This is a genomic window from Solibacillus sp. R5-41 (genome assembly GCF_002736105.1).
In the GTDB taxonomy this organism is placed as follows: domain Bacteria; phylum Bacillota; class Bacilli; order Bacillales_A; family Planococcaceae; genus Solibacillus.
The window spans coordinates 2,013,177-2,034,108 of record NZ_CP024123.1 but is presented as its reverse complement, the minus strand read 5'-3'; the positions used below and the strand labels follow the sequence as shown (position 1 = coordinate 2,034,108).

Below are 20,932 nucleotides of genomic sequence, written 5' to 3'. Positions count from 1 at the left end.
GATTCATCTCAGCTCTTTTTTATTTCATTACATTATCGCACTTTCCACACCCGAAGCCCGGTAAAACAACTTTTCATTGACACGCAGAGCCCATTGTACAATCGGTCCTAAAGCAAATGCCATAATGACCGTCCCAATACCAATCGGACCGCCCAAAAGGAAGCCTAGCACCGCAACGATGATTTCGATCGTCGTACGTGCCCGTTTAACAGACCAACTCAACTTATTAACAATGAGCAGCATTAACGTATCACGCGGTCCTACACCTAGATTTGCGACAATATACATGCCACAGCCAAAGCCTAGCAATAGTAAGCCTAGTATAAAGGCGAGTGTTTGTTCCACAAGACCATTCGGATTTGGCAATAGAAAATTAAATATATCAATAAAAATACCGGCTAAAAACATATCTATATACGTTCCGGCACGAGGTAGTCGCTTTGTAAATAGGGCATCAATCACTAAAATTAACAAGCCCAATAAAATGGACCATGCACCAATTGTTAAACCTAGGTTTTTCGCAAGACCTATATGCAACACGTCCCACGAGCCCACGCCAAGCGCCTGTCCCTTTACTGTCAGTGCCACGCCTAATGAAAGTATGATAATTCCTGTAATAAAAAACAAGCAGCGCCAAAAAAATTCTTGCTTTATCTTCATAAAAAAATCCCTCTATATTCCATCTTAGTTGTCATAATCTAACTACCATTATAACGACAACAAGCAAAAAAGAGGGATAACTGTTAATTCAAAAAACTTAAAGGGAAACAACATACAGACAAAACGTTTATAATAGACTATTTTTCATACGTATAACTTAATTCATCCAAGCTGTTATCGACGTTTACGATTAAATTATGCTCATTAAAAAACCATTCATCGGATTTTTCAATATAAAAATGAACATCCTCTACTACGACGTTAACGCCCATTTCATGCGGTTGCTCGCGGTTCATCCCTAATGAAAAGCCTTCATGAAAAGGAGAAGAACCCCCGTACCGTGCATAAAAGCGAATAAAGTCGCCATTTTCAATTTCCATTTCATTGCGGAACCATTCAATCGCTTCATTTGATAATCTAATTTCCATAAGCTCACCTCAACATCAATTATGCAATACATGTCTCATCTCAAATCATACAAGTTGATGATGAGAATTACCACAAAAATAGATTTTTTCATTCTTTAAATGAAAAAAAACTCCCTCTAAGTCAGAGAGAGTTTCACTATTCAACTAGAAGGGGCTAAATCCATTTCACTTTTGGTTCCGTCCCGTTCTTTATACGCTTTATATTTTCACGGTGACGGTAAAAAATAAATGTTGCTAAAAAGGCGATCAAAATAATGAGCGCAAAATCTCCTGTCACAACCCAATAAACTGAACTATAAATTAATGCGACAACCGCTGCAATCATAGAAGTTAAACTGACCATTTTCGTCATTTTTAATGAGAGGAAAAATGTAAAGAATAGCACGATAAAAAGTGGCCAAGAATAACCAAGAATGACACCGGCACTTGTTGCTACGGCTTTCCCACCGCGGAAACCTGCAAAAACAGGGAACATATGGCCAACAACTGCCACAACGCCTAAAATAAGCGGATGAATTGTCGAATCCGAAAAGAATGGCAACGCTAATAATAATACAGCAGCGGTCCCCTTAAAGACGTCGATAAATGTAACAACAATTCCTGGTTTTTTACCTAGCACACGAAATGTATTTGTCGCGCCTAAATTACCGCTACCATGCTGGCGAATATCCGTATTATAAAATAGTTTTCCGATCCAAAGCCCTGAAGGAATCGAACCGATTACATAAGCACAAAGGAGAATTAATCCATTAATCATAAGTTGTGCTCCTTTCAATTTTCGAAATTAATAGTTGGTACTAATACTATGTGATGATTATTTTACACCGTTTTAGAAAGGAAGGAAAGAAGAATTATTTTTTACTCTTTAAAAAAAAAAAACAGGAAAATAGTTACATTGTAAAGAATCAATCACAGGATGAACTTTTAATGCGCATTCGTTGATGGTACAATTAATCTTTGCAAAGCTGATTATTTCGGATTCACTAATTGACAGTGGGTGCGATAGTATGTACGATTAACAATGTAAATAGAACGTTCGTTTGTGTTTTGGAGGGGATTTCATTTTGGTTAAAAACCAACCGGGCATCGCATACAATGATGATGCCATTCAAGTATTAGAAGGTTTAGAAGCCGTTCGTAAAAGACCAGGTATGTATATTGGTTCCACTGATAGCCGAGGTCTTCATCATTTAGTGTTTGAAATTGTGGACAATGCGGTTGATGAAGCACTTGCTGGTTTTGGGAATCATATTACTGTAAAGATTCATGAGGATAATAGTATATCTGTACGTGACTTTGGTCGAGGTATGCCTACAGGGATGCATAAAATGGGCAAACCGACGCCTGAAATTATTTTTACCGTGCTTCATGCAGGGGGAAAATTCGGACAAGGTGGCTACAAAACAAGTGGTGGCTTACACGGGGTTGGTTCCTCTGTTGTAAACGCGTTATCGACTTTTTTAGAAGTTACCATTCATCGTGACGGTGAAATTTTCCGTCAACGTTTTGAGAATGGCGGAAAGCCTGTTACGTCACTTGATACAATAGGCAAAACGAAGGAAATGGGTACACTCGTCCATTTCTTGCCGGATGAAACGATTTTCTCAGCAACGAAGTATAACTACGATACGTTAGCTGAGCGCTTAAGAGAATCTGCCTTTTTATTAAAGGGTTTAAAAATTGAACTAATTGACGAACGCGGAGAAGGAAAGCATGAAGTATTCCACTATGAAAATGGAATTGAAGCGTTTGTAACCTATTTGAATGAGGAAAAAGATGTTCTTCACCCAGTTAAATATGTAGAGGGGCTCATTTCTGAAATTGAAGTAGAATTTGCTTTCCAATTTAATGATGGCTATTCAGAAACCATTTTATCGTTCGTAAATAATGTACGTACGAAAGATGGAGGCACACATGAAACAGGCGCAAAAGCTGCATTAACACGTGTATTTAATGAATATGCCCGTAAAATTGGTTTATTAAAGGAAAAGGATAAAAACCTCGAGGGCGCTGATATTCGAGAAGGCTTAACAGGTATTGTTTCTGTTCGAATACCTGAGCAACTCCTGCAATTTGAAGGCCAAACAAAAGGCAAGCTTGGTACAAGTGAAGCACGCTCTGCTGTCGATACCGTCGTGTTTGAAAAATTACTTTATGTATTAGAAGAAAATGCTGAGCTTTCGGCATCGTTAGTACGTAAGGCGATTCGTGCTCAGCAAGTTCGTGAAGCCGCACGTAAGGCTAGAGATGATGCACGGAACGGCAAAAAGAAAAAATCGAGCACGCTGCTATCAGGGAAGCTTACACCAGCTCAATCAAAAAATGCGGCACGAAATGAATTATACCTAGTAGAGGGTGATTCAGCAGGTGGTTCAGCGAAACAAGGACGCGACCGCACATTCCAAGCGATTTTACCATTGCGTGGAAAAGTTATTAATACCGAAAAAGCCAAGCTGCAAGATATTATGAAAAACGAAGAAATTGCAACAATTATCCATACTATTGGTGCTGGTGTTGGGGCCGATTTTACTGTGGCAGACGCAGCTTATGACAAAGTTGTCATTATGACCGATGCCGATACAGATGGCGCGCATATTCAAGTGCTACTACTGACATTCTTCTACCGTTACATGCGACCACTCATCGAGGCAGGAAAAGTATTTATCGCCTTACCACCTCTTTATAAAGTGTCAAAGGGTTCTGGAAAGAAACAGGAACTCGTTTATGCATGGACAGAAAACGAATTACAAGCTGCCATTAAAAAAATTGGTAAAGGCTATATTATCCAGCGCTATAAAGGTTTAGGTGAGATGAATGCGGACCAACTCTGGGATACAACGATGAATCCTGAAACGCGTACTTTAATCCGTGTAAAAATTGAAGACGGTGCGCGTGCAGAACGCCGTGTCACAACATTAATGGGTGATAAAGTAGAGCCTCGCCGCAAATGGATCGAAATGAATGTAAACTTCGGCATGGAAGAGGATGCAAGCATTTTAGAAAATGAATTCATCCAGCATGAGGAGGTTAACTAGATGAGCTTCGTTGAGAAATATCAAGATTTACCATTAGAAGAAGTTATGGGAGACCGTTTCGGACGTTACTCCAAATATATAATTCAAGACCGCGCATTACCTGATACACGTGATGGGCTTAAGCCTGTACAACGACGAATTTTATATGCGATGTTCCATGAGGGCAATACGTTTGAAAAGCCTTTCCGAAAATCTGCTAAAACAGTCGGAAATGTTATTGGTAACTACCACCCACATGGCGATTCTTCCGTATACGAAGCGATGGTACGCATGAGTCAGGACTGGAAATCTCGTCATATGTTAATCGAAATGCACGGGAATAACGGTTCTGTTGATGGTGACCCACCCGCAGCGATGCGTTATACAGAAGCACGTCTTTCGGCCATTGCTGCTGAAATGCTTCGTGATATTAATAAAAATACCGTCGAATTCGTGCCAAACTTTGATGACCAAGACATGGAACCAACTGTGTTACCATCACGTTTCCCGAATTTACTTGTCAATGGTGCGACCGGAATTTCTGCTGGTTATGCAACGGATATTCCACCGCATAATTTACAAGAGGTATTAGATGGCGTATTAATGCGACTTGACAACCCAAACTGCACCATTGATGAGCTTATGACCCTTATTAAAGGACCTGATTTCCCTACAGGAGGCATTATTCAAGGGGTAGAGGGGATTAAAAAGGCATACGAAACCGGGAAGGGTAAGATTATCGTTCGCTCCCGTACTGAAATGGAAGCGTTAAAAGGCAATAAAGAACAAATCATCATTACAGAAATTCCATTCGAAGTGAATAAAGCCAATTTAATTCGCAAAATGGATGAGTTGCGTGTGAGTGACCGCCGACTAGAGGGAATTTCCGAAATTCGTGATGAATCCGATCGTAATGGTCTTCGTATTGTAATAGAACTAAAAAAGGACGTGCCATCACAAGGAATTTTAAATTTCCTTTTTAAATCAACGGACCTGCAAGTTTCTTACAATTTCAATATGATTGCCATACATGATCGTCGTCCAACGATGATGACATTACCTTTAATGCTTGATGCCTATATAGACCATCAAAAAGTAATCATTCGTCGACGCTGTCAATATGATTTAAAACGTGCAGAAGACCGTTTACATATTGTTGAGGGCTTAATGAAAGCATTATCGATTTTAGATGAGGTCATCGCCACAATCCGCGCCTCAAAAGACAAACGTGATGCGAAAACAAATATTATTAATAAATTTGGTTTTTCTGAGGAGCAAGCAGAAGCTATTGTCAGCTTGCAACTGTATCGTTTAACAAATACCGATATTACAGAGCTACAACATGAGCATGATGAGTTAGATCAATTAGTCATTAAATTGACTGCTATTTTAGCAGATGAGAAAAAATTAATTCGTGTCATTAAAACCGAGCTGACAGATATCCGCAAACGTTTTGCTGTGCCACGACTTTCAACAATTGAGGCAGAAATAGAAGAACTTAAAATCACGCTTGATGTACTTGTTCCGAGCGAAGAAGTCATCGTTACTGTTACGAAGGACGGCTATGTGAAGCGTACAAGTTTACGCTCTCACAATGCTTCAAATGGCAAAGATTTCGCAATGAAGGAATCGGACTATTTACTATTCGAAGCAAGCATTAATACGCAGCATCATTTATTGCTCTTTACAAATCGCGGAAATTATATTTTCCAGCCTGTGCATGAGCTCCCAGACATTCGTTGGAAAGATCTCGGCCAGCACATTTCAAGTATCGTTCCACTAGAAGCGAATGAGGAAATCCTTCAAGTCATTGGCATTGATAAGTTTGAGCAGCCAGAGAAATTTGTATTTACTGCGACAAAGGATGGGCAAATAAAACGTTCGCCATTAACTGACTATGTCGTAACGCGTTATTCTAAGCCAATTAAAACAATGAATGTAAAAGAGCAGGATGAAATGATTTTTGCTTCCCTTGTAACGGAAAACGAAGAGCTGTTGTTAGTAACGAATACAAGCTATGCTATCCGCTTCCCAATCAGTGAACTCCCTGTTACAGGCGTCAAAACAGCAGGGGTGAAGGGTATCATTATTAAAGACGAAGAATCCCTTACAGCCGTCTCTATTTTACAGCCAGATAGCGTGCAGGAGCTTATCATTGTCACGCAGCGCGGCGCCGTAAAGCGTATGAGCATATCTGAAATCGAAATAGGCAATCGTGCAAAGCGCGGTGTAGTGACGTTAAAAGAATTAAAGGCCAATCCGCATCGTATATTTGCCGTTTTAGTTGTCCACTTTAGCGATACGATTGTTTTAGAAACAGAAAAAGCCGTACAAGAAGCCATTCAAGTAACAAATCTGACACGAGCTGACCGCTATTCAAACGGTTCATTGCGTGTAGATCCAGTTTCAGACGGCAAGCTTGTACGAGCTTATATCGAAAAGAAAAAATAACTGCTTCAGCATTCATTCTTCACTTCAATACGTGGGGCATGAATATCGAAATTCAATGGGTTTCTAACCCAAGCTGAATCAAGTTCGAGCAAGCTTGAAAAAATTCTGGACACAATAACGCTGAGGCGATATTGATTTTAAAAAAAGGACATCACCATGCAACACGCATTCGGTGATGTCCTTTTATTTTCATTCAGTCGGCGTTTTGTCGCCAACTAAATGAAAATAAAGCCCCCTGCGGATGTCAAGAATTTTGAAACGAGTCAATATTAGGATGTTAACCTAAGATCGTCGCATCCATTCGACAACGGCTAACTGACCTGCACAATTCAAAATCCCGACGCCATTACACAGAAGCGTAATTGACCGCATGAAAAAACCGCTCTCCCTTCAACTGTGAAGGGGAGCGGTTCCTTTACTTAGTGTGATACGTCTTGTACAGAAATACCAGTTTGTGCTTTTACTTCTACTTCACGGTATTTCGCTTCGTCTTTCTCTTTAGAAAGTAACGTTCCGATGAAACCACCTAAGAAGCCAAGTGGTACAGAGATAATCGCTGGGTTTGTTAACATAATTAATGGCTCACCAACGAAAATGGCTTTACCTGCAACCGGATTCCAAACGTTTGGAGAAATCGCAACTAAAATTAATGCAGAGATTAATCCAGTTAACATTGCCATAACTGCACCATTTGTATTGAAACGTTTCCAGTAAATTGTGTAAATGATTACTGGTAAGTTAGCAGATGCTGCAATACAGAAGGCTAATGATACTAAGAATGCTACGTTTAACGTTTGTGCACCTAATGCTAATAAGATTGAAACAACCGAAATGATGATTGAACCGATACGAGCAGCCTTAACTGCTTCTTTTTCAGTAACTTTACCTTTTTTAATAATTTGACCGTAAATATCATGTGATAGGGCAGATGCACCTGAAAGTACAAGACCTGCTACTACCGCTAAAATTGTTGCGAATGCTACTGCACATACGAATGAGAATAAAATTTCTCCACCAAGTGCTTTTGCTAATAATGGAGCCGCCATGTTACCAGCTGGGTTAGCAGCCACAATTACATCTTTACCTACGAATGCCGCAGCACCGAAGCCTAAGAAAATTGTTAATACGTAGAATCCACCAACGATCCACGTAGCCCAAATAACAGAAGAACGAGCTGTTTGTGCATCCTTTACAGTGAAGAAGCGCATTAAAATATGTGGAAGACCGGCTGTACCAAGTACTAACGCGATTAACATTGAAATCGTATCAATACCATTTGTATAACGTAAACCTGGGTTTAAGTAAGCAGAACCATGCTCTGTTACCGTTGCCATTTCAGCAAACATTGTAATAATACTAAAGTTGAATTTCGCTAATACTAAGAAAGAAATAATGATTGTACCTAACATTAGTAGGACAGCTTTAATAATTTGTACCCAAGAAGTTGCTGTCATACCACCGAATAATACGTAAATTGTCATCATAACACCTACGATTAATACAGCAGCCCAATACTCGATACCTAATAATAATTGGATAAGACCACCCGCACCAACAAGTTGTGCGATCATGTAAAATAATACGATTGTAATTGTTGATAAAGCAGCTGTTCCACGAACTTTTGCTTTGTCAAAACGAGCTGTAATCATGTCCGCTAGTGTAAAGCGTCCTAAGTTACGTAATGGCTCAGCTACGATATAAAGTACCACTAAGTAAGCAACTAAATAGCCTAGAGAGAAGAAGAAGCCGTCAAATCCGAATAAAGCAATCGAACCGGCGATCCCTAAGAATGAAGCAGCTGATAAATAGTCCCCTGCGATTGCAAGTCCATTTTGCCAGCCAGTTAACCCGCCACCTGCTGTATAGAAGTCACTTGCACTTGAAGTACGTTTAGATGCCCACCAAGTAATGACTAATGTTAAACCTACAATAGCAACGAAGAAGAATATCGCCGTGAAGCTTAAATCGTTCATAATTAGCGACCTCCTTCATATTCTGCGATAATTGCTTTCGCATCTTTGTCAAAACGGTTTGCTTTTGCTACATAGAAGTGCGCTAAGCTCCACGTCATAATGAACAGTCCTGCAGCATAAACCCAAACCCAAGTAATTGCCCCGATAGCTGGTTGATGCAAAATCTTTGTGTACGACGATAGGACTGGTAACATCATATACGCTGTTAAGAAAATAGCTGTCAACGTCCAAAGGAAAGCATTTTTGCGTTTAGAAAGCGCTTTAAAAGATTCTTGTGAAGCAATTTTGTCATAATCAATTTTTCGTAGTTGATTTTTCCCCATAAACATTCCCCCAATTGTGATAAAATTTACTGCTCTATGTTTGTAAAATTCTATTTACAAGCATTTTACATTTTTATTCTATTTTAGCCGACACAAAATTGCAATACTTTTCTGACAAATTATATAAATAAATTTTCCAGAAAAATAAGTTTAAGAGAGAAAATAATAGAAATTTCAAGCGAAATTTTAATATTTTCCAATTCAACATTACGCAATAACGTTGAATTACCAACGTTTACAAATTGATTGACGAATGAAACAAGAGTTTTTTCGAGAAAATATTTGCCTTAAAAAAGAAATTGAATTTTTCTAAATTGTAATATTCAAAAAGTTATTTGTATATTAAAACTATCCTTATTTAAACATTACATAATCAATAATTTTGAGCTTTTTATGCAAGAATTCGAATAATTTTTCTATAAAAAACATAAAATTGCTTATTTAATTCCCACAAAAAAAAAGAAAAAATAGGGGAGTGAACCCTATCTTTTCCTGTCAATTTTTTAATGTGATACATCTTGTACAGCAACGCCTGTATGCGCTTTCACACGAATTTCTTTATAAATACGTTCTGCTTTCTCTTTTTCTACTTTATCGGCCGTTAATACCGAACCTAAATAACCTACCAAAAAGCTCAGTGGAATTGTAATAATGGCTGGAACCGATAAGTTTACCAGTGGTTCACCAACGAAAATGGCATTACCTGTTGTGCTCCAAACATTCGGTCCCATTGCACCTAACACTAGGCAAGATACAAGGCCTGTCACCATTGCAGCAACCGCACCGTTTGAGTTAAACTTCTTCCAATAGATTGTATATATAATAACCGGTAAGTTCGCAGATGCTCCGATACAGAACGCAAATGACACTAAAAACGATACATTTAAGTTTTGCGCGAATAAAGCCAATATAATAGAAATAACTGCAATTGAAATTGATCCAATACGCGCGGCTAATACTTGCTGCTTCTCTGTTAATTTACCATCATTTAAAATTTCTCCATAAATGTCATGTGAAATAGCAGAAGCACCTGTTAAAACTAATCCTGAAACAACTGCTAAAATTGTCGCAAAAGCAACCGCACAAATAAATGATAATAAAATATTGCCACCTAAAAACTCAGCTAAAAGTGGGGCAGCTGTATTTCCAGCAGCATTTTCTGCGATAATTGCATCAATGCCAACGAAATGCATTGCACCAAACCCTAAGAAAATTGTTAAAGAGAAGAAAATCGCCGTAATCCAAGTTGTCCATGAAATAGAAGAACGAGCTGTTTTTGCATCTTTAACTGTGAAGAAACGCATTAAAATATGTGGTAATCCTGAAGTACCTAATACTAAAGCCATCATCATTGATACCGAGTCAAGACTTGAACTATATTTCATCCCCGGCACTAAATATTCATTACCATATTCCTGACTAATTGTATTAAACATATTCATTAAATTGAAATCGAACTTTTGGAATACTAAAAACGCTAATAATGTCGTTCCGAATAATAGTAAACCAGCTTTAATGATTTGCACCCAAGAAGTTGCTGTCATTCCGCCAAATAATACGTAAGTTGTCATCATGACACCTACTATTAAAACGGCCATCCAATATTCGATTCCAAATAGAAGTTTAATTAACGCACCTGCACCAACAAGCTGTGCGATCATATATAAAATAACAATAATAATCGTTCCTGTTGCCGCAACCCCACGAATACGCTTTTCGTTGAAGCGAGCCGTTAACATATCCGCTAATGTGAATCGACCTAAGTTACGCATCGGCTCTGCAATCATATAAAGTAACACTAAGTTTGCTACTACATACCCAACAGAGAAGAAGAATCCATCAAAACCTGTTAAGGCAATCGCACCGGATACCCCTAAAAACGCGGCTGCTGATAAATAATCGCCCGCAATGGCAAATCCATTTTGCCAACCTTTTAATCCACCACCAGCTGTATAGAAGTCACTCGCTGAAGAAGTACGTTTTGCCGCTATATACGTTACGATTAAAGTTAAACCTACAATTCCAAGGAAAAATCCTGCTGATACTAAATTCATCGTGACACACCTGCCTTTTTATACTCTTCTAAAACTGCGGCTGCTTCTTTATCGAACTTTCCAGCCATTTTAACGTAAGTCATGCAAAGTGCAATCGTCATAATAAATAGAGCAAGAGAATAAACCCAAACCCATGTAATTGTGCCAATTGCTTGCTGTTGTAATACAGAAGTAAACGCTAATACAGGTAATAAAATGTAAAATGTCAAAAAAGTTGCAGTAATCCCAAACAATAACGTGTTCTTCTTCCTTACAAATGCATTAAAACTATCCATACGATCTATTACATCATAGTTAATAATATCGTTCTTTTTGGATTTTCTGTGTTTTTCATCCACCATGTAAATTTCCCCCTTAAGGATTATTATTCTGTTCTAAACGGAATATTACTCGAATATAACGTCAACAAACCATATTGTAATGGGGAATTCTCTATTATGCAATAATATTTTTTCAGAAAACTCAAAATCAATAGACTAATCAATACATAGAATTAACATGCATTTTTCAGAAAATTTATACGTAAATTTACTTTTTTTTGCTATTTAAATATTATTAAAAACAACCTTTTTCATTAGATTTCATTTTTTTCAAGTAAATCGAATACATAAAGCAGTATATATTATTTAGTCACTCTAAAATAATGAAAATGGTCCATTTTGGCGATGTAGGTCCTTTTGTTATATAACAAAAGGTAAAATGATATTTTTTTGCTACTAAACTTTAATAAATTTTTTATACTTTTACGAAGAATAGGGGATTTTTTTACGTTTCATTTTATTCTTGGTTAATAACGAAGCGGAATTAACAAGATAATTAAATATAAAAATGATAATAATTTGACCACATTCAAATAAAACCCCGAGATTTTAAAGACTTTAAATCAAAAACATACTAAAAAACCAGAGGGAACTTGTTCACACAACAACTTCAATTGGAATGCTATCCTCGCGCGGGTGAGGCAGGGAAGGGCTTTGCTGTCGTTGCAGATGAGGTACGTAAACTCGCAGACGTTTCCAATGTGGCGGCAACTGAAATCGAGCAGATCGTGGCCAATATTTTAGAAAGCACACGCGTCATTGAAGAAGATATTGTTCACAATGATCAATCAGTTGAGACTGGCAAAGAAAAAGTGGCCATTACACGCGAAACTTTCCTACAAATTGATACCGCAATTAATCATGTGCAGGAACAAACTTCAAACGTAACCCAGGCAATCCGAGTAATCGCTGATGATGTGAAAAAATTGGTTCATGAAATTAATGATATTAATGAAATTGCTGTTCATTCAAACGATCATATTCAAAGTGTCGCTGCCGCATCAGAAGAGCAAAATGCAGCAAGGGAAGAAGTCGCTGCAGCATCAACTCATTTATCACAAATGGCGATTGAATTACAGGAATCGATTCAGAGCTTTAGATACTAACGAAAAAACAGAGTGAAAGGGAAAAAATCACTCTGTTTTTTAGATTCAGTACTTTGTATAGAACAATAGCCTATGATATATTACTAAATATTGAATAGTAGTGAAGGTGGTGAAATTTTTGAACCCTCAATTTAAAAAAGGTGTGTTAAATTTATGTGTCCTCGCCTTGCTCGAACAAAAAGATATGTACGGGTATGAATTAGTTCAGGCGATTTCCAAGCAAATTGAAATTTCAGAAGGGTCAGTTTACCCATTATTGCGTCGTTTAACGAACGAAGGCTACTTTACGACTTACTTACAAGAATCAAACGAAGGTCCACCTCGTAAATATTATCAAATTACGAAACTAGGGAAGGAAGAGCTTGCAAAACTTCAAATCGAGTGGGTTCATTTCATCTCAGGCGTCAATAATTTAATCCAAGGAGTGAATTAAACAATGGAAAAGCGTTATTTAGAAATTCTTGAAAATAAATTAGCCCAACTGAATGAGCAGGAGCGACGTGATATCATCCGTGACTTCCAGGAATATTTTGAAAATGGACGTTCAGAAGGAAAAAGTACCGACGAAATCATTAAAGCACTAGGCTCAGCAGAACAGATTGCAGAAGAATTGTTAACTGCTTATTCTCCAGATGATTTCAATCAGCCTATTAAGATTAGCCATACATTAACGTCAACAGTTCCATACAATAAAATTAATATTAGAGCGACCAATGCGCGGATTATTTTAAAATCAGCACCGATTGATCAGGCTAAAATAGTAGTTAAAAATGATGATGAGTTATCAGATACTTCGATGAATATAGAAGGTGACACACTCATCATTAAAATTAAGCGTAAACAGACACAAAGACGAATTCTATTTTTTATTAATATCAGTTATGATTCAGAAGCGAAAGTGGTCATCTATGTTCCGGAGCAACAATATGAATTATTGAAAGTTGTGAATGATAATGGTTCCATTATTGCATCCAATTTACGAGTTAATGAAACCGATATTGAAACAGATAATGGACGCATCGAAATAAATGACATCAATGGTGACACATTTAAAGCAAGAACAGACAACGGCAAAATATTATTATCCAATGGTGAAATGGAATTTGTCGATGCCTATACAGATAATGGGCGCATCGTCATTGAAGAAATGAAAGCACAGCAATTCAAATTAAAAACTGATTTCGGACGGATTGAATTAATGGACGTACATGGTGCAATTAAAGCAAAGACAGATTACGGTTCAATCAAAGGGAAATTTACAAAAGTAGAAAACCCATTATCTTTAAAATCGGATTTTGGCAGCGTAACGCTTAGTACGAAAGAAAAAATTCAAAATGCAACGATTAAATGTAAATCAAATTCCGGTTCAGTGAAAATGTATAATCAATCGACAAAACATTATGTAGATGGAGCTGGCGAGTTATTCATTGGTTTAAAAACGGATTATGGGCGAATTGTTGTAGATACAAATTATGAAGAGTAGCTTGAACTTAAACGAGATCTGCGCGGTGCAAGTTTTAGACCAGTAATTGGTGAACATTATGAATTTGCAAAGCATTGTGACAGACCAATCGAAGAGGAATTCATTGAGATGCAAATACTGGCGGTTGGGCCGTATAATCGTGATAAAGGGTATGAAATGGCTAATAAGCGTCCTGAAGCATTTTCACAGAATTTGATTAGCAACATATAGATACCTAAAAACTTTGGAACAGTTTTAACCAAAGTTTTTTATTTTGTTGAAATTTAATCCCAACCCCTAAAATTTCTCGTTTCATCTCACTATTTCAAGTATACTTATCCAATGAGACGTAACTTCCTATAATATATATTATGACCGTGTCCCTAATTTGTATTTGTAGTAAGGGCACAAATGACTTCCCAAGCTTTCCATAAGTGTACATGGACAAGACTTTCTTGTCTTTTGTACAAATGTATATGGACTAGAAGTTCAAAATTTTAATGTATTTCAAGAAACATAGTAACAAAATTTACTGTGTTTCTTGAATTCGATTAAATATTCTGGTGTACAAAATAAGCTTCCATCAGGAATTGATTCAAAGGAAATATTAGCATGATAATCAAGATTAAATGTATTAATTAAGGTGTATTCCCTATGTTCCTCGCTATTGTAAACTTGCTGACAGTCGTTGCAGCGGTAAAACCATTAATTTTTACCTTTTTTCATGGGCTTTGTTTCAATTATATGTTTTAAAACTTCTTTAGTTAATTCATTCATAAATATAACCTCTCTTTCAAATAACGCATGAAAACAATCTGGTACTTCGCCTCAATTATACGGTGCTAAAATCCATGCCAACTGTTTAAATTTTGCTGAATATCATTCCTTAAGATGTTTCAATAGTTTTTTCACAACAAACTGTGCATCTGATCCAACTCCCCTTAATGTAGCCGAAGCAAAGGAACGCTGCCCTTCCAGCCCCACATAATAAAGCCCTGTAACCTTGCTAATTCCAGCTTTATGTACCGGCAAGCCTTCGTCATCTAATGCACCAATCGTCTGAAGATAAGGAAGTTTAGGTCTAAAACCTGTCGCAAAAATTACGGTATCCACGTGTTCTTTATCTCCGTTTGGCCAAATAACGCCACTTTCATAAAAGGATGTAAACATTGGTTGTTGATTTGGATTTCCTGCAGTTATTCGCTCTTTGAATCGATTTGAATCAATTACCGCATTTGAAATCGGAGCGGTTTTTCCGAATCGCCAATATGGAAAATTATCAAAACCAATTAGTTTGATCCAAAAATGTAAATCTAGTTTCCCAATCTGTTGTTTCACAAACTGAATCGATTGGCGTACAGCTAAAGTTGTTCGACTTACTTCAGACATTTCAACTGCAATTTGCACAGCAGAATTCCCACCACCTACAATGATTACTCTTTGGTTATGAAATGGTTGCGAATTTCGATATTGTGAAGAATGGAGTGTATTTCCCTGAAAATCCCCCATCCCTGCTATTTTTGGTATAAATGGACTGCTAAATGAGCCCGTAGCATTAATAATCGTTCTAGCCTTAAATAATTCTCCTGTATTCGTTCGAATCACAAATCCTTCTTCGTTTTTTTCAATCAAATCTACTCGTTGATTCATTAGAACCGGCAAATCAAATTTCAATTTATAGTCCTGTAGATATCGAATGACTTCATCTCGGTCTGGATACCTCTTTTGATCTCCAGGAAACTTCATACCTGGCATCGAGGAATAGCCTGCTGGAGAAAACAAATTAAGACTGTCATAATAACGTGGCCAAGACCCACCTATCTGATCACTAGCCTCCAAAATTAAAAAATGAAGTCCCTTCTTCTGTAAGTGATAACCCGAAGCAAGCCCAGCCTGCCCCCCTCCAATTACAATTGTATCTAGTATCTTTTTCATATTATTCTCCCTCGTATTTCACAAATTTGTTTTTCATTCTTTAATTGGTTAACAATAAAATGATACTTGCCATTACCCTTCTTCATAAATACGCTTTACAACAAACCTATATTGACTTATAATAATTCGAATTTAAATTGTTATCGTTTAATCCCCAATAAATTATTTAAATTGTAAACATAATAGTTGTATTATGCAAGTATATCTGTTTTACTTATAATTAGAGGTGATCAAATGGAAAACAAACGCGAGATTTTTCACATACTCACACGAAGGTTTGGCTTATTAAACAAAAATTGTTGCTCTATAGGCTCTTTTGAAATTTCTACAATCCAAAGCCATATTCTATATGAAATCGATAAGCAACACGCGCCTTCTATGCAACAAATTGCCGAAGCACTTGCAATGGATATTACAACGTTCAGTAGACAAATCCAAACACTCATTAAAATGGACTTAGTAAAAAAAACACCGTCTTCACAAGACAAACGCGTTTCCATTTTAAACTTAACAACACCAGGGAAATTTGTTGCGACAACAATCGAGGAATCAATGAATGCATACTTAGAGGAAGTCTTCTCTCATATGAATGATTCCGAAAAAGAAACAGTTCTTCGCTCAATCCAATTGTTAAACGTTGCAATGTCGAAGTCCACTGTATGTTGCACCCCAATTTTTTAAGCAGGAGCAATCTTGCTTTTCATTTTGATTATTACTTGCAAAATACAACTAAACTTATTTTATGGAGGATTTTTAAATGCAAATCAAATTAAATGTAATATCACAAACATCAAGCTGTTGTACACCGAGTCCAGAGCCTGCTCCTTCTTGCTGTGAGCCAACTGTACAATCGAATAAAGAAACGCCTTCTCAATTAAATAAGGCATATCCTGTTGCAATTCTAGGTGCTGGTCCTGTTGGTCTAGCTGCAGCTGCACATTTAGCCATTGCTGGTGAATCGTTCATCATCTTAGAAAAAGGCGCTGAAGTCGCTGAAAATATTAAGTCTTGGCAGCACGTTCGCCTATTTTCACCATGGCAGTATAATATCGATAAAGCTGCAAAACAACTTTTACTAGCAGCTGGATGGGTAATGCCACAAGAAGATCGATTACCAACAGGGCAAGAAATTCGCGAAGCTTACTTACAACCACTAGCGAATGTACCTGAAATCAAGCCATTCATTTCATTTAATACAACTGTGGTTGGCATAAGTAAAAAAAATCACGATAAAATGAAATCTGCTCGTCGTAATGAAGCACCATTTGTTATTTATACGGAACAAAATGGTGAATCAAAACGAATACTAGCAAGTGCCGTAATTGATGCGACTGGTACGTGGGCAAGTCCGAATCCTGTTCTCGCTGACAACGTATGGACATCTGCTGAACAAAAACTTGCTCATAAAATCTTTTATGGCATCCCAAATGTGGATTCATTAAAAGAGCGTTATACAGGCAAACGTATCGCTGTTGTTGGTGGCGGTCACTCTGCGATTAATACCATTTTAGAATTAGAAAAACTTGAAGATGTTGAAATTACATGGATTTTACGTAAAAAGCGTGTAGCAGATGCTTACGGTGGTGAAGAAAAAGATGCCCTTGCTGCTCGTGGCGAATTAGGAAGTCGCATTCATGCGTTAGTTGATGAAGGAAAAGTAAAAGTCTTTACCCCATTTTATATCGAGGAACTTTCACAAACATCTGCTGGTATCATCATTAAAGGCGAAAGTCCGGATGGTGAACATCAACTTCCTCCTGTTGATGAAATCATTGCCAATACAGGTAGTCGTCCTGATTTCTCGTTCTTAAAAGAAATCCGATTATCGATTGACGCTGCTATTGAGAGTGTCGAAGCATTAGCAACTTTAATTGATCCAAATGAACATAGCTGTGGAACCGTTCGTCCACACGGTGAGTTAGAATTACGTCATCCTGAAACCGGCTTCTACGTTGTTGGTATGAAGAGCTACGGCCGCGCCCCTACATTCTTAATGGCAACTGGTTATGAGCAAGTACGTTCCATTGTAGCGTATTTAACAGGCGACTTAGAGGCGGCTCTTAAAGTGGAATTAGACTTACCCGAAACAGGTGTATGTAGCTTAGATTTAAGTAACAATAATAACAAAACAAATTGCTGTTAAAGAAGTATCTGTAGCTTTTGAATAAAGTTCGATAAAAAGTAAGTTGAAAACGCTGATTTTATACAGAAAGAAACCAACTGTTTTGAAACAAATTTTGATCAAAACAGTTGGTTTTTTATTTATCTAGTTTGGTTTTTATAATAAAGATTGATTATTCCGAAATGCGAATATTCAACTAAAGCCCCCGTTAGTTAATAAAGAAGAGAGTTGCTTTTATTTGGCTTAATTAATTACTTTTTTGGTAAACCTATTTTAAAACCCAACATAGGCCATCGTTTATTGAACGGGTGGAATGACAAGCGTAACTAGCAAAATAAAGAAAATTAATCCGATGCCAAAGAAAACAACGGAAGCGAAAAACACAGGACCTCTTTTAAAAACAAAGTCTTCTCTTTTTTGAATGATTCCTGTCATGCCTGCGTTTCTTCCTGTAAAGAAATTCGAAAAAGACCCTCCTCCGCTTGTTAAAAAAACAAGCAATACGCTACATATTGCCCCGATAATTCCCATTACCTCAATAAATCGAACTGAGAATTTCTGTGCGACAAAATAGGTGATAACTGCTTCAATACATAGGGTTAAGAAAAAAAGTAAAACATTTTTTTTGTTCATGTTCTTCAACTCCCCTTACTTATATTTCTAATTATTAAATAAATTATCTTTTCAACACTTCTACATACTAAACTAATTTTACCATAAAAATACAATGATTCTTTTTCTTATTCAACTAAACTCCCTCTATAAACATTGAGATATCAACGGTTTCCATCACTTCGTGATTTAAGAAAAATATTTTTCTCCCCTCTGATAAACAGAGTCTTGAATTTATAGATTATATTACCAAGTAAAGCGTACGCTTCGCTAAAACTAATGGAAATCATTAGCTTTTTTATCCATTATTTTGATGCACAATGGATCTCTGCGATGCTTATGACGACGTACCCTCCCATGTCTCTTAGCGTCAACGCGCTTACATTCCTTCGTTCGGTCTATTCATAAGGCAGAGGCCTGCTAAGCTGCCCCGGGGACTCATAGTCTAAGTTTAGTGATATTGCCGGCTTCTCCGTATCATCCTTTTTGCTATAGCTCTTTGATCGAAATGCTTACGCTGCCTCTCCGAGAGAGTAGAGATCTTTCATCATAAGTTGCTCGTTAAAATACACTTTCTTTTTACAAATACCATGTAATATTTTCAGTAATTTACCACAGAGAACTACCATCGATTGCTTACCCCGTAAGGGATTCTGATTCCTTGTTGTGTAGTATTCGTGAAGTTGTTTGAATGCTAGGTTATGCCGAATCAAAGGAACAATCACTTTGAAAAGGATATGTCTAAGTCTCTTACGTCCACGTTTTGATATATGTTTTTGACCCTTATGTTGACCAGAAGAGTTTTCACGTAATGTTAGTCCCGCTAGTTTAATGAGTTGGCGTGGATTTTCGTAAAGTGAAAAACTCCCTACTTCGGAAAGTAGATCAACAATTGTCGCATCTCCTAAACCTGGTACTGACGCGAGTAGGTCATATTCCATCGTTGTCTTTGCCAATTCAGTTAATTGGTCATTCACTGCTTCGATTTCAGTTTCTAATAAGCGAAACTGACGTAGGAGTGTGGCGATTTCATGTTTGGCCATCTTTTGTCCTTCTGTCAGTCCTATAGAGTTTGAAGCTTTTTCAATGAGTAGCTTAGCTTTTGGTAGTTGTGGAGCTCTCATACCCCCTACCTGACGGTAGAAAAATACAAGTTCTTCCGCGGTTTTCCCTTGAATGTCCTGTGGCATTGGTGTTCTTTCTAATGCAGTAAGTGCCATTTTTCCGAAAGTAGGAAAGACTTGAGTGAATTCAGGAAAATATCGATCGAGCCAACGAATGATTCGATTTTTAATACTTGCTAGATCTTCCGTTAACTTTAATCTAAGAGTAGAACCAATCCGTAGTTCAGCTTCTACTTCTTTTAATATTCGTGGATAGCTAAAGCGTCCATCTTTCAATAACCGTGCGATGACTAATGCATCTTTTTTATCATTCTTAGTCGGCAAATTATCATCAAGTTCTTTCGAACGTTTGACGTGCATTGGATTCACCATGACAAGTGGGATTCCGTATTGATCTAAGAAATAGGCTAAGTTCATCCAGTAGTGGCCTGTAGGCTCAATCCCTATTATTACTTCAGTTTTCTTAGCTTCCTTCATCATTTGACGGATCTTTTCATACAAATTTTCGAAGCCTTCTTTCGATTGATGTACCGCAAAAGCTTTTTCTATTACTCGCCCGCGTTCATCGACAAAACATGCGTAATGAATACGCTTAGCAATATCCATGCCGACAACCAGTGTATTTTCAGTAACTTGATTAATTTTGTTATTCCATTTAGAATGCATAAAGGAGTCCTCCTTGTTTGATGATGGGTCAATGGTCGTTGACACTCATGCATCATACTAGAGGGCTCCTTTTCTTTCAAGACCTCGAACATCCTTCAAACAGGAATGCTGCCCCGTTAGTTTAAGTACATTTCTTCACAATCCCCATACATAAATTTCCAATAAAAAAACTCACCTCTAAAAATCTATAGAGGTGAGATGTTTTTAATCAAACTTTATTATAAATGATCAAACTTTTTTATAAAGCTACAGCCTCTCAATAAACAAGCGGATCTCCTTTAAAGAAAAACTCTTCCATAAACTGTTTTGTTTCTTCTACGGATAGTTCTCGGCTATTCATCGCAAGTTGTGCATAACTTAAGAAGTATTCAACAGTTAATGTACTAGAATAATGTAGTCGCATATTAGCAACTTGATTGCTCGTAGCCAAGTAAAACTAAGCCGGGCTGACCATTTTCTTCTTCAGCATGAATTGTTACATCTGTTAACTGCTGTGCAATTTGTGGATCTACAGCGATTTCAATCCCCTCAATCGTTTGCACTGTATCTTCTTCTTTCGCATGTGCTATTTCTGCAATTAAATTCATTCCGCAGCAACCGGCTACACCATAAAAACGTAATGTTGCACCCTCTGCTTGCGCTAATACTTGCTCGACAAATTGTTTACCTTCTGGACTCATCT

Annotated in this window: 19 protein-coding genes; 7 read left to right on the top strand and 12 right to left on the bottom strand. The window is 37.3% G+C overall.

The features are described 5' to 3' along the window. Window positions 1-27: 27 nt before the first annotated feature. From CSE16_RS09745 to plsY, 3 genes are all read right to left on the bottom strand, one after another. Window positions 28-654: a YczE/YyaS/YitT family protein gene (locus CSE16_RS09745; protein WP_172954430.1), complete on the bottom strand. Its 627-nt coding sequence runs from the start codon at window positions 652-654 to the stop codon at window positions 28-30. Window positions 655-797: 143 nt separating this feature from the next. After that, window positions 798-1,088, bottom strand: coding sequence for a HesB/YadR/YfhF family protein (locus CSE16_RS09740; protein WP_099423719.1), 291 nt, complete (start codon window positions 1,086-1,088; stop codon window positions 798-800). A 154-nt stretch (window positions 1,089-1,242) separates the two neighbouring features. Beyond that, window positions 1,243-1,845 (bottom strand): glycerol-3-phosphate 1-O-acyltransferase PlsY, encoded by a 603-nt coding sequence (gene plsY / locus CSE16_RS09735; protein WP_099423718.1) that lies wholly within the window; start codon window positions 1,843-1,845, stop codon window positions 1,243-1,245. 307 nt (window positions 1,846-2,152) lie between these two features. On the opposite strand from plsY, the gene parE reads away from it, so the two are divergent. After that, window positions 2,153-4,123 (top strand): DNA topoisomerase IV subunit B, encoded by a 1,971-nt coding sequence (gene parE, locus CSE16_RS09730; protein WP_099423717.1) that lies wholly within the window; start codon window positions 2,153-2,155, stop codon window positions 4,121-4,123. After that, window positions 4,124-6,553 (top strand): DNA topoisomerase IV subunit A, encoded by a 2,430-nt coding sequence (gene parC / locus CSE16_RS09725; protein ID WP_099423716.1) that lies wholly within the window; start codon window positions 4,124-4,126, stop codon window positions 6,551-6,553. Window positions 6,554-6,972: 419 nt separating this feature from the next. On the opposite strand, the gene CSE16_RS09720 is transcribed toward parC, so the two are convergent. From CSE16_RS09720 to CSE16_RS09705, 4 genes are all read right to left on the bottom strand, one after another. Further along, window positions 6,973-8,526 (bottom strand): solute symporter family protein, encoded by a 1,554-nt coding sequence (locus CSE16_RS09720; protein WP_099423715.1) that lies wholly within the window; start codon window positions 8,524-8,526, stop codon window positions 6,973-6,975. Between the two features lie 2 nt (window positions 8,527-8,528). After that, the gene (locus CSE16_RS09715) at window positions 8,529-8,849 is read right to left on the bottom strand and encodes a DUF485 domain-containing protein (protein ID WP_099423714.1); all 321 of its coding nucleotides are present in this window, start codon (window positions 8,847-8,849) and stop codon (window positions 8,529-8,531) included. Window positions 8,850-9,352: 503 nt separating this feature from the next. Then, window positions 9,353-10,903, bottom strand: coding sequence for a solute symporter family protein (locus CSE16_RS09710; RefSeq protein ID WP_099423713.1), 1,551 nt, complete (start codon window positions 10,901-10,903; stop codon window positions 9,353-9,355). Then, window positions 10,900-11,244: a DUF485 domain-containing protein gene (locus CSE16_RS09705; RefSeq protein ID WP_099423712.1), complete on the bottom strand. Its 345-nt coding sequence runs from the start codon at window positions 11,242-11,244 to the stop codon at window positions 10,900-10,902. Before CSE16_RS09705 ends, CSE16_RS09710 begins: the two co-directional genes overlap by 4 nt. A 572-nt stretch (window positions 11,245-11,816) precedes the next feature. On the opposite strand from CSE16_RS09705, the gene CSE16_RS09700 reads away from it, so the two are divergent. The 3 genes from CSE16_RS09700 (at window position 11,817) to CSE16_RS09690 (ending at window position 13,812) form a co-directional block, all read left to right on the top strand. Further along, entirely contained in the window at window positions 11,817-12,329 is a 513-nt protein-coding gene (locus CSE16_RS09700) for a methyl-accepting chemotaxis protein (RefSeq protein WP_099423711.1), read from the top strand. A gap of 118 nt (window positions 12,330-12,447) precedes the next feature. Continuing rightward, window positions 12,448-12,762, top strand: a complete 315-nt coding sequence (locus CSE16_RS09695; protein ID WP_099423710.1) for a PadR family transcriptional regulator — start codon at window positions 12,448-12,450, stop codon at window positions 12,760-12,762. Between the two features lie 3 nt (window positions 12,763-12,765). Next, window positions 12,766-13,812: a DUF4097 family beta strand repeat-containing protein gene (locus tag CSE16_RS09690; RefSeq protein WP_099423709.1), complete on the top strand. Its 1,047-nt coding sequence runs from the start codon at window positions 12,766-12,768 to the stop codon at window positions 13,810-13,812. An 858-nt stretch (window positions 13,813-14,670) separates the two neighbouring features. On the opposite strand, the gene CSE16_RS09685 is transcribed toward CSE16_RS09690, so the two are convergent. Then, the gene (locus CSE16_RS09685) at window positions 14,671-15,726 is read right to left on the bottom strand and encodes a flavin-containing monooxygenase (protein ID WP_099423708.1); all 1,056 of its coding nucleotides are present in this window, start codon (window positions 15,724-15,726) and stop codon (window positions 14,671-14,673) included. 234 nt (window positions 15,727-15,960) lie between these two features. Here CSE16_RS09685 and CSE16_RS09680 point away from each other — a divergent pair, with 234 nt between their 5' ends. Together CSE16_RS09680 and CSE16_RS09675 are read left to right on the top strand one after the other, a co-directional pair. Further along, on the top strand, window positions 15,961-16,407 hold the full coding sequence (locus tag CSE16_RS09680) for a MarR family winged helix-turn-helix transcriptional regulator (RefSeq protein WP_099423707.1): 447 nt from the start codon (window positions 15,961-15,963) through the stop codon (window positions 16,405-16,407). A 76-nt stretch (window positions 16,408-16,483) separates the two neighbouring features. Continuing rightward, window positions 16,484-17,869: an NAD(P)-binding domain-containing protein gene (locus CSE16_RS09675; RefSeq protein ID WP_099423706.1), complete on the top strand. Its 1,386-nt coding sequence runs from the start codon at window positions 16,484-16,486 to the stop codon at window positions 17,867-17,869. Window positions 17,870-18,145: 276 nt separating this feature from the next. Here CSE16_RS09675 and CSE16_RS09670 read toward each other — a convergent pair whose 3' ends face one another. The 4 genes from CSE16_RS09670 to CSE16_RS09660 all read right to left on the bottom strand — a co-directional run bounded on the left by CSE16_RS09670 (window position 18,146) and on the right by CSE16_RS09660 (window position 20,930). Next, window positions 18,146-18,481, bottom strand: coding sequence for a hypothetical protein (locus tag CSE16_RS09670; RefSeq protein ID WP_099423705.1), 336 nt, complete (start codon window positions 18,479-18,481; stop codon window positions 18,146-18,148). Window positions 18,482-18,972: 491 nt separating this feature from the next. Then, entirely contained in the window at window positions 18,973-20,250 is a 1,278-nt protein-coding gene (locus CSE16_RS09665; RefSeq protein ID WP_099423704.1) for an IS110 family RNA-guided transposase, read from the bottom strand. A 256-nt stretch (window positions 20,251-20,506) separates the two neighbouring features. Further along, the gene (locus CSE16_RS21335; RefSeq protein ID WP_157764780.1) at window positions 20,507-20,653 is read right to left on the bottom strand and encodes a hypothetical protein; all 147 of its coding nucleotides are present in this window, start codon (window positions 20,651-20,653) and stop codon (window positions 20,507-20,509) included. Window position 20,654: 1 nt separating this feature from the next. Beyond that, entirely contained in the window at window positions 20,655-20,930 is a 276-nt protein-coding gene (locus CSE16_RS09660; protein WP_253896256.1) for an iron-sulfur cluster assembly accessory protein, read from the bottom strand. Window positions 20,931-20,932: the final 2 nt, after the last annotated feature.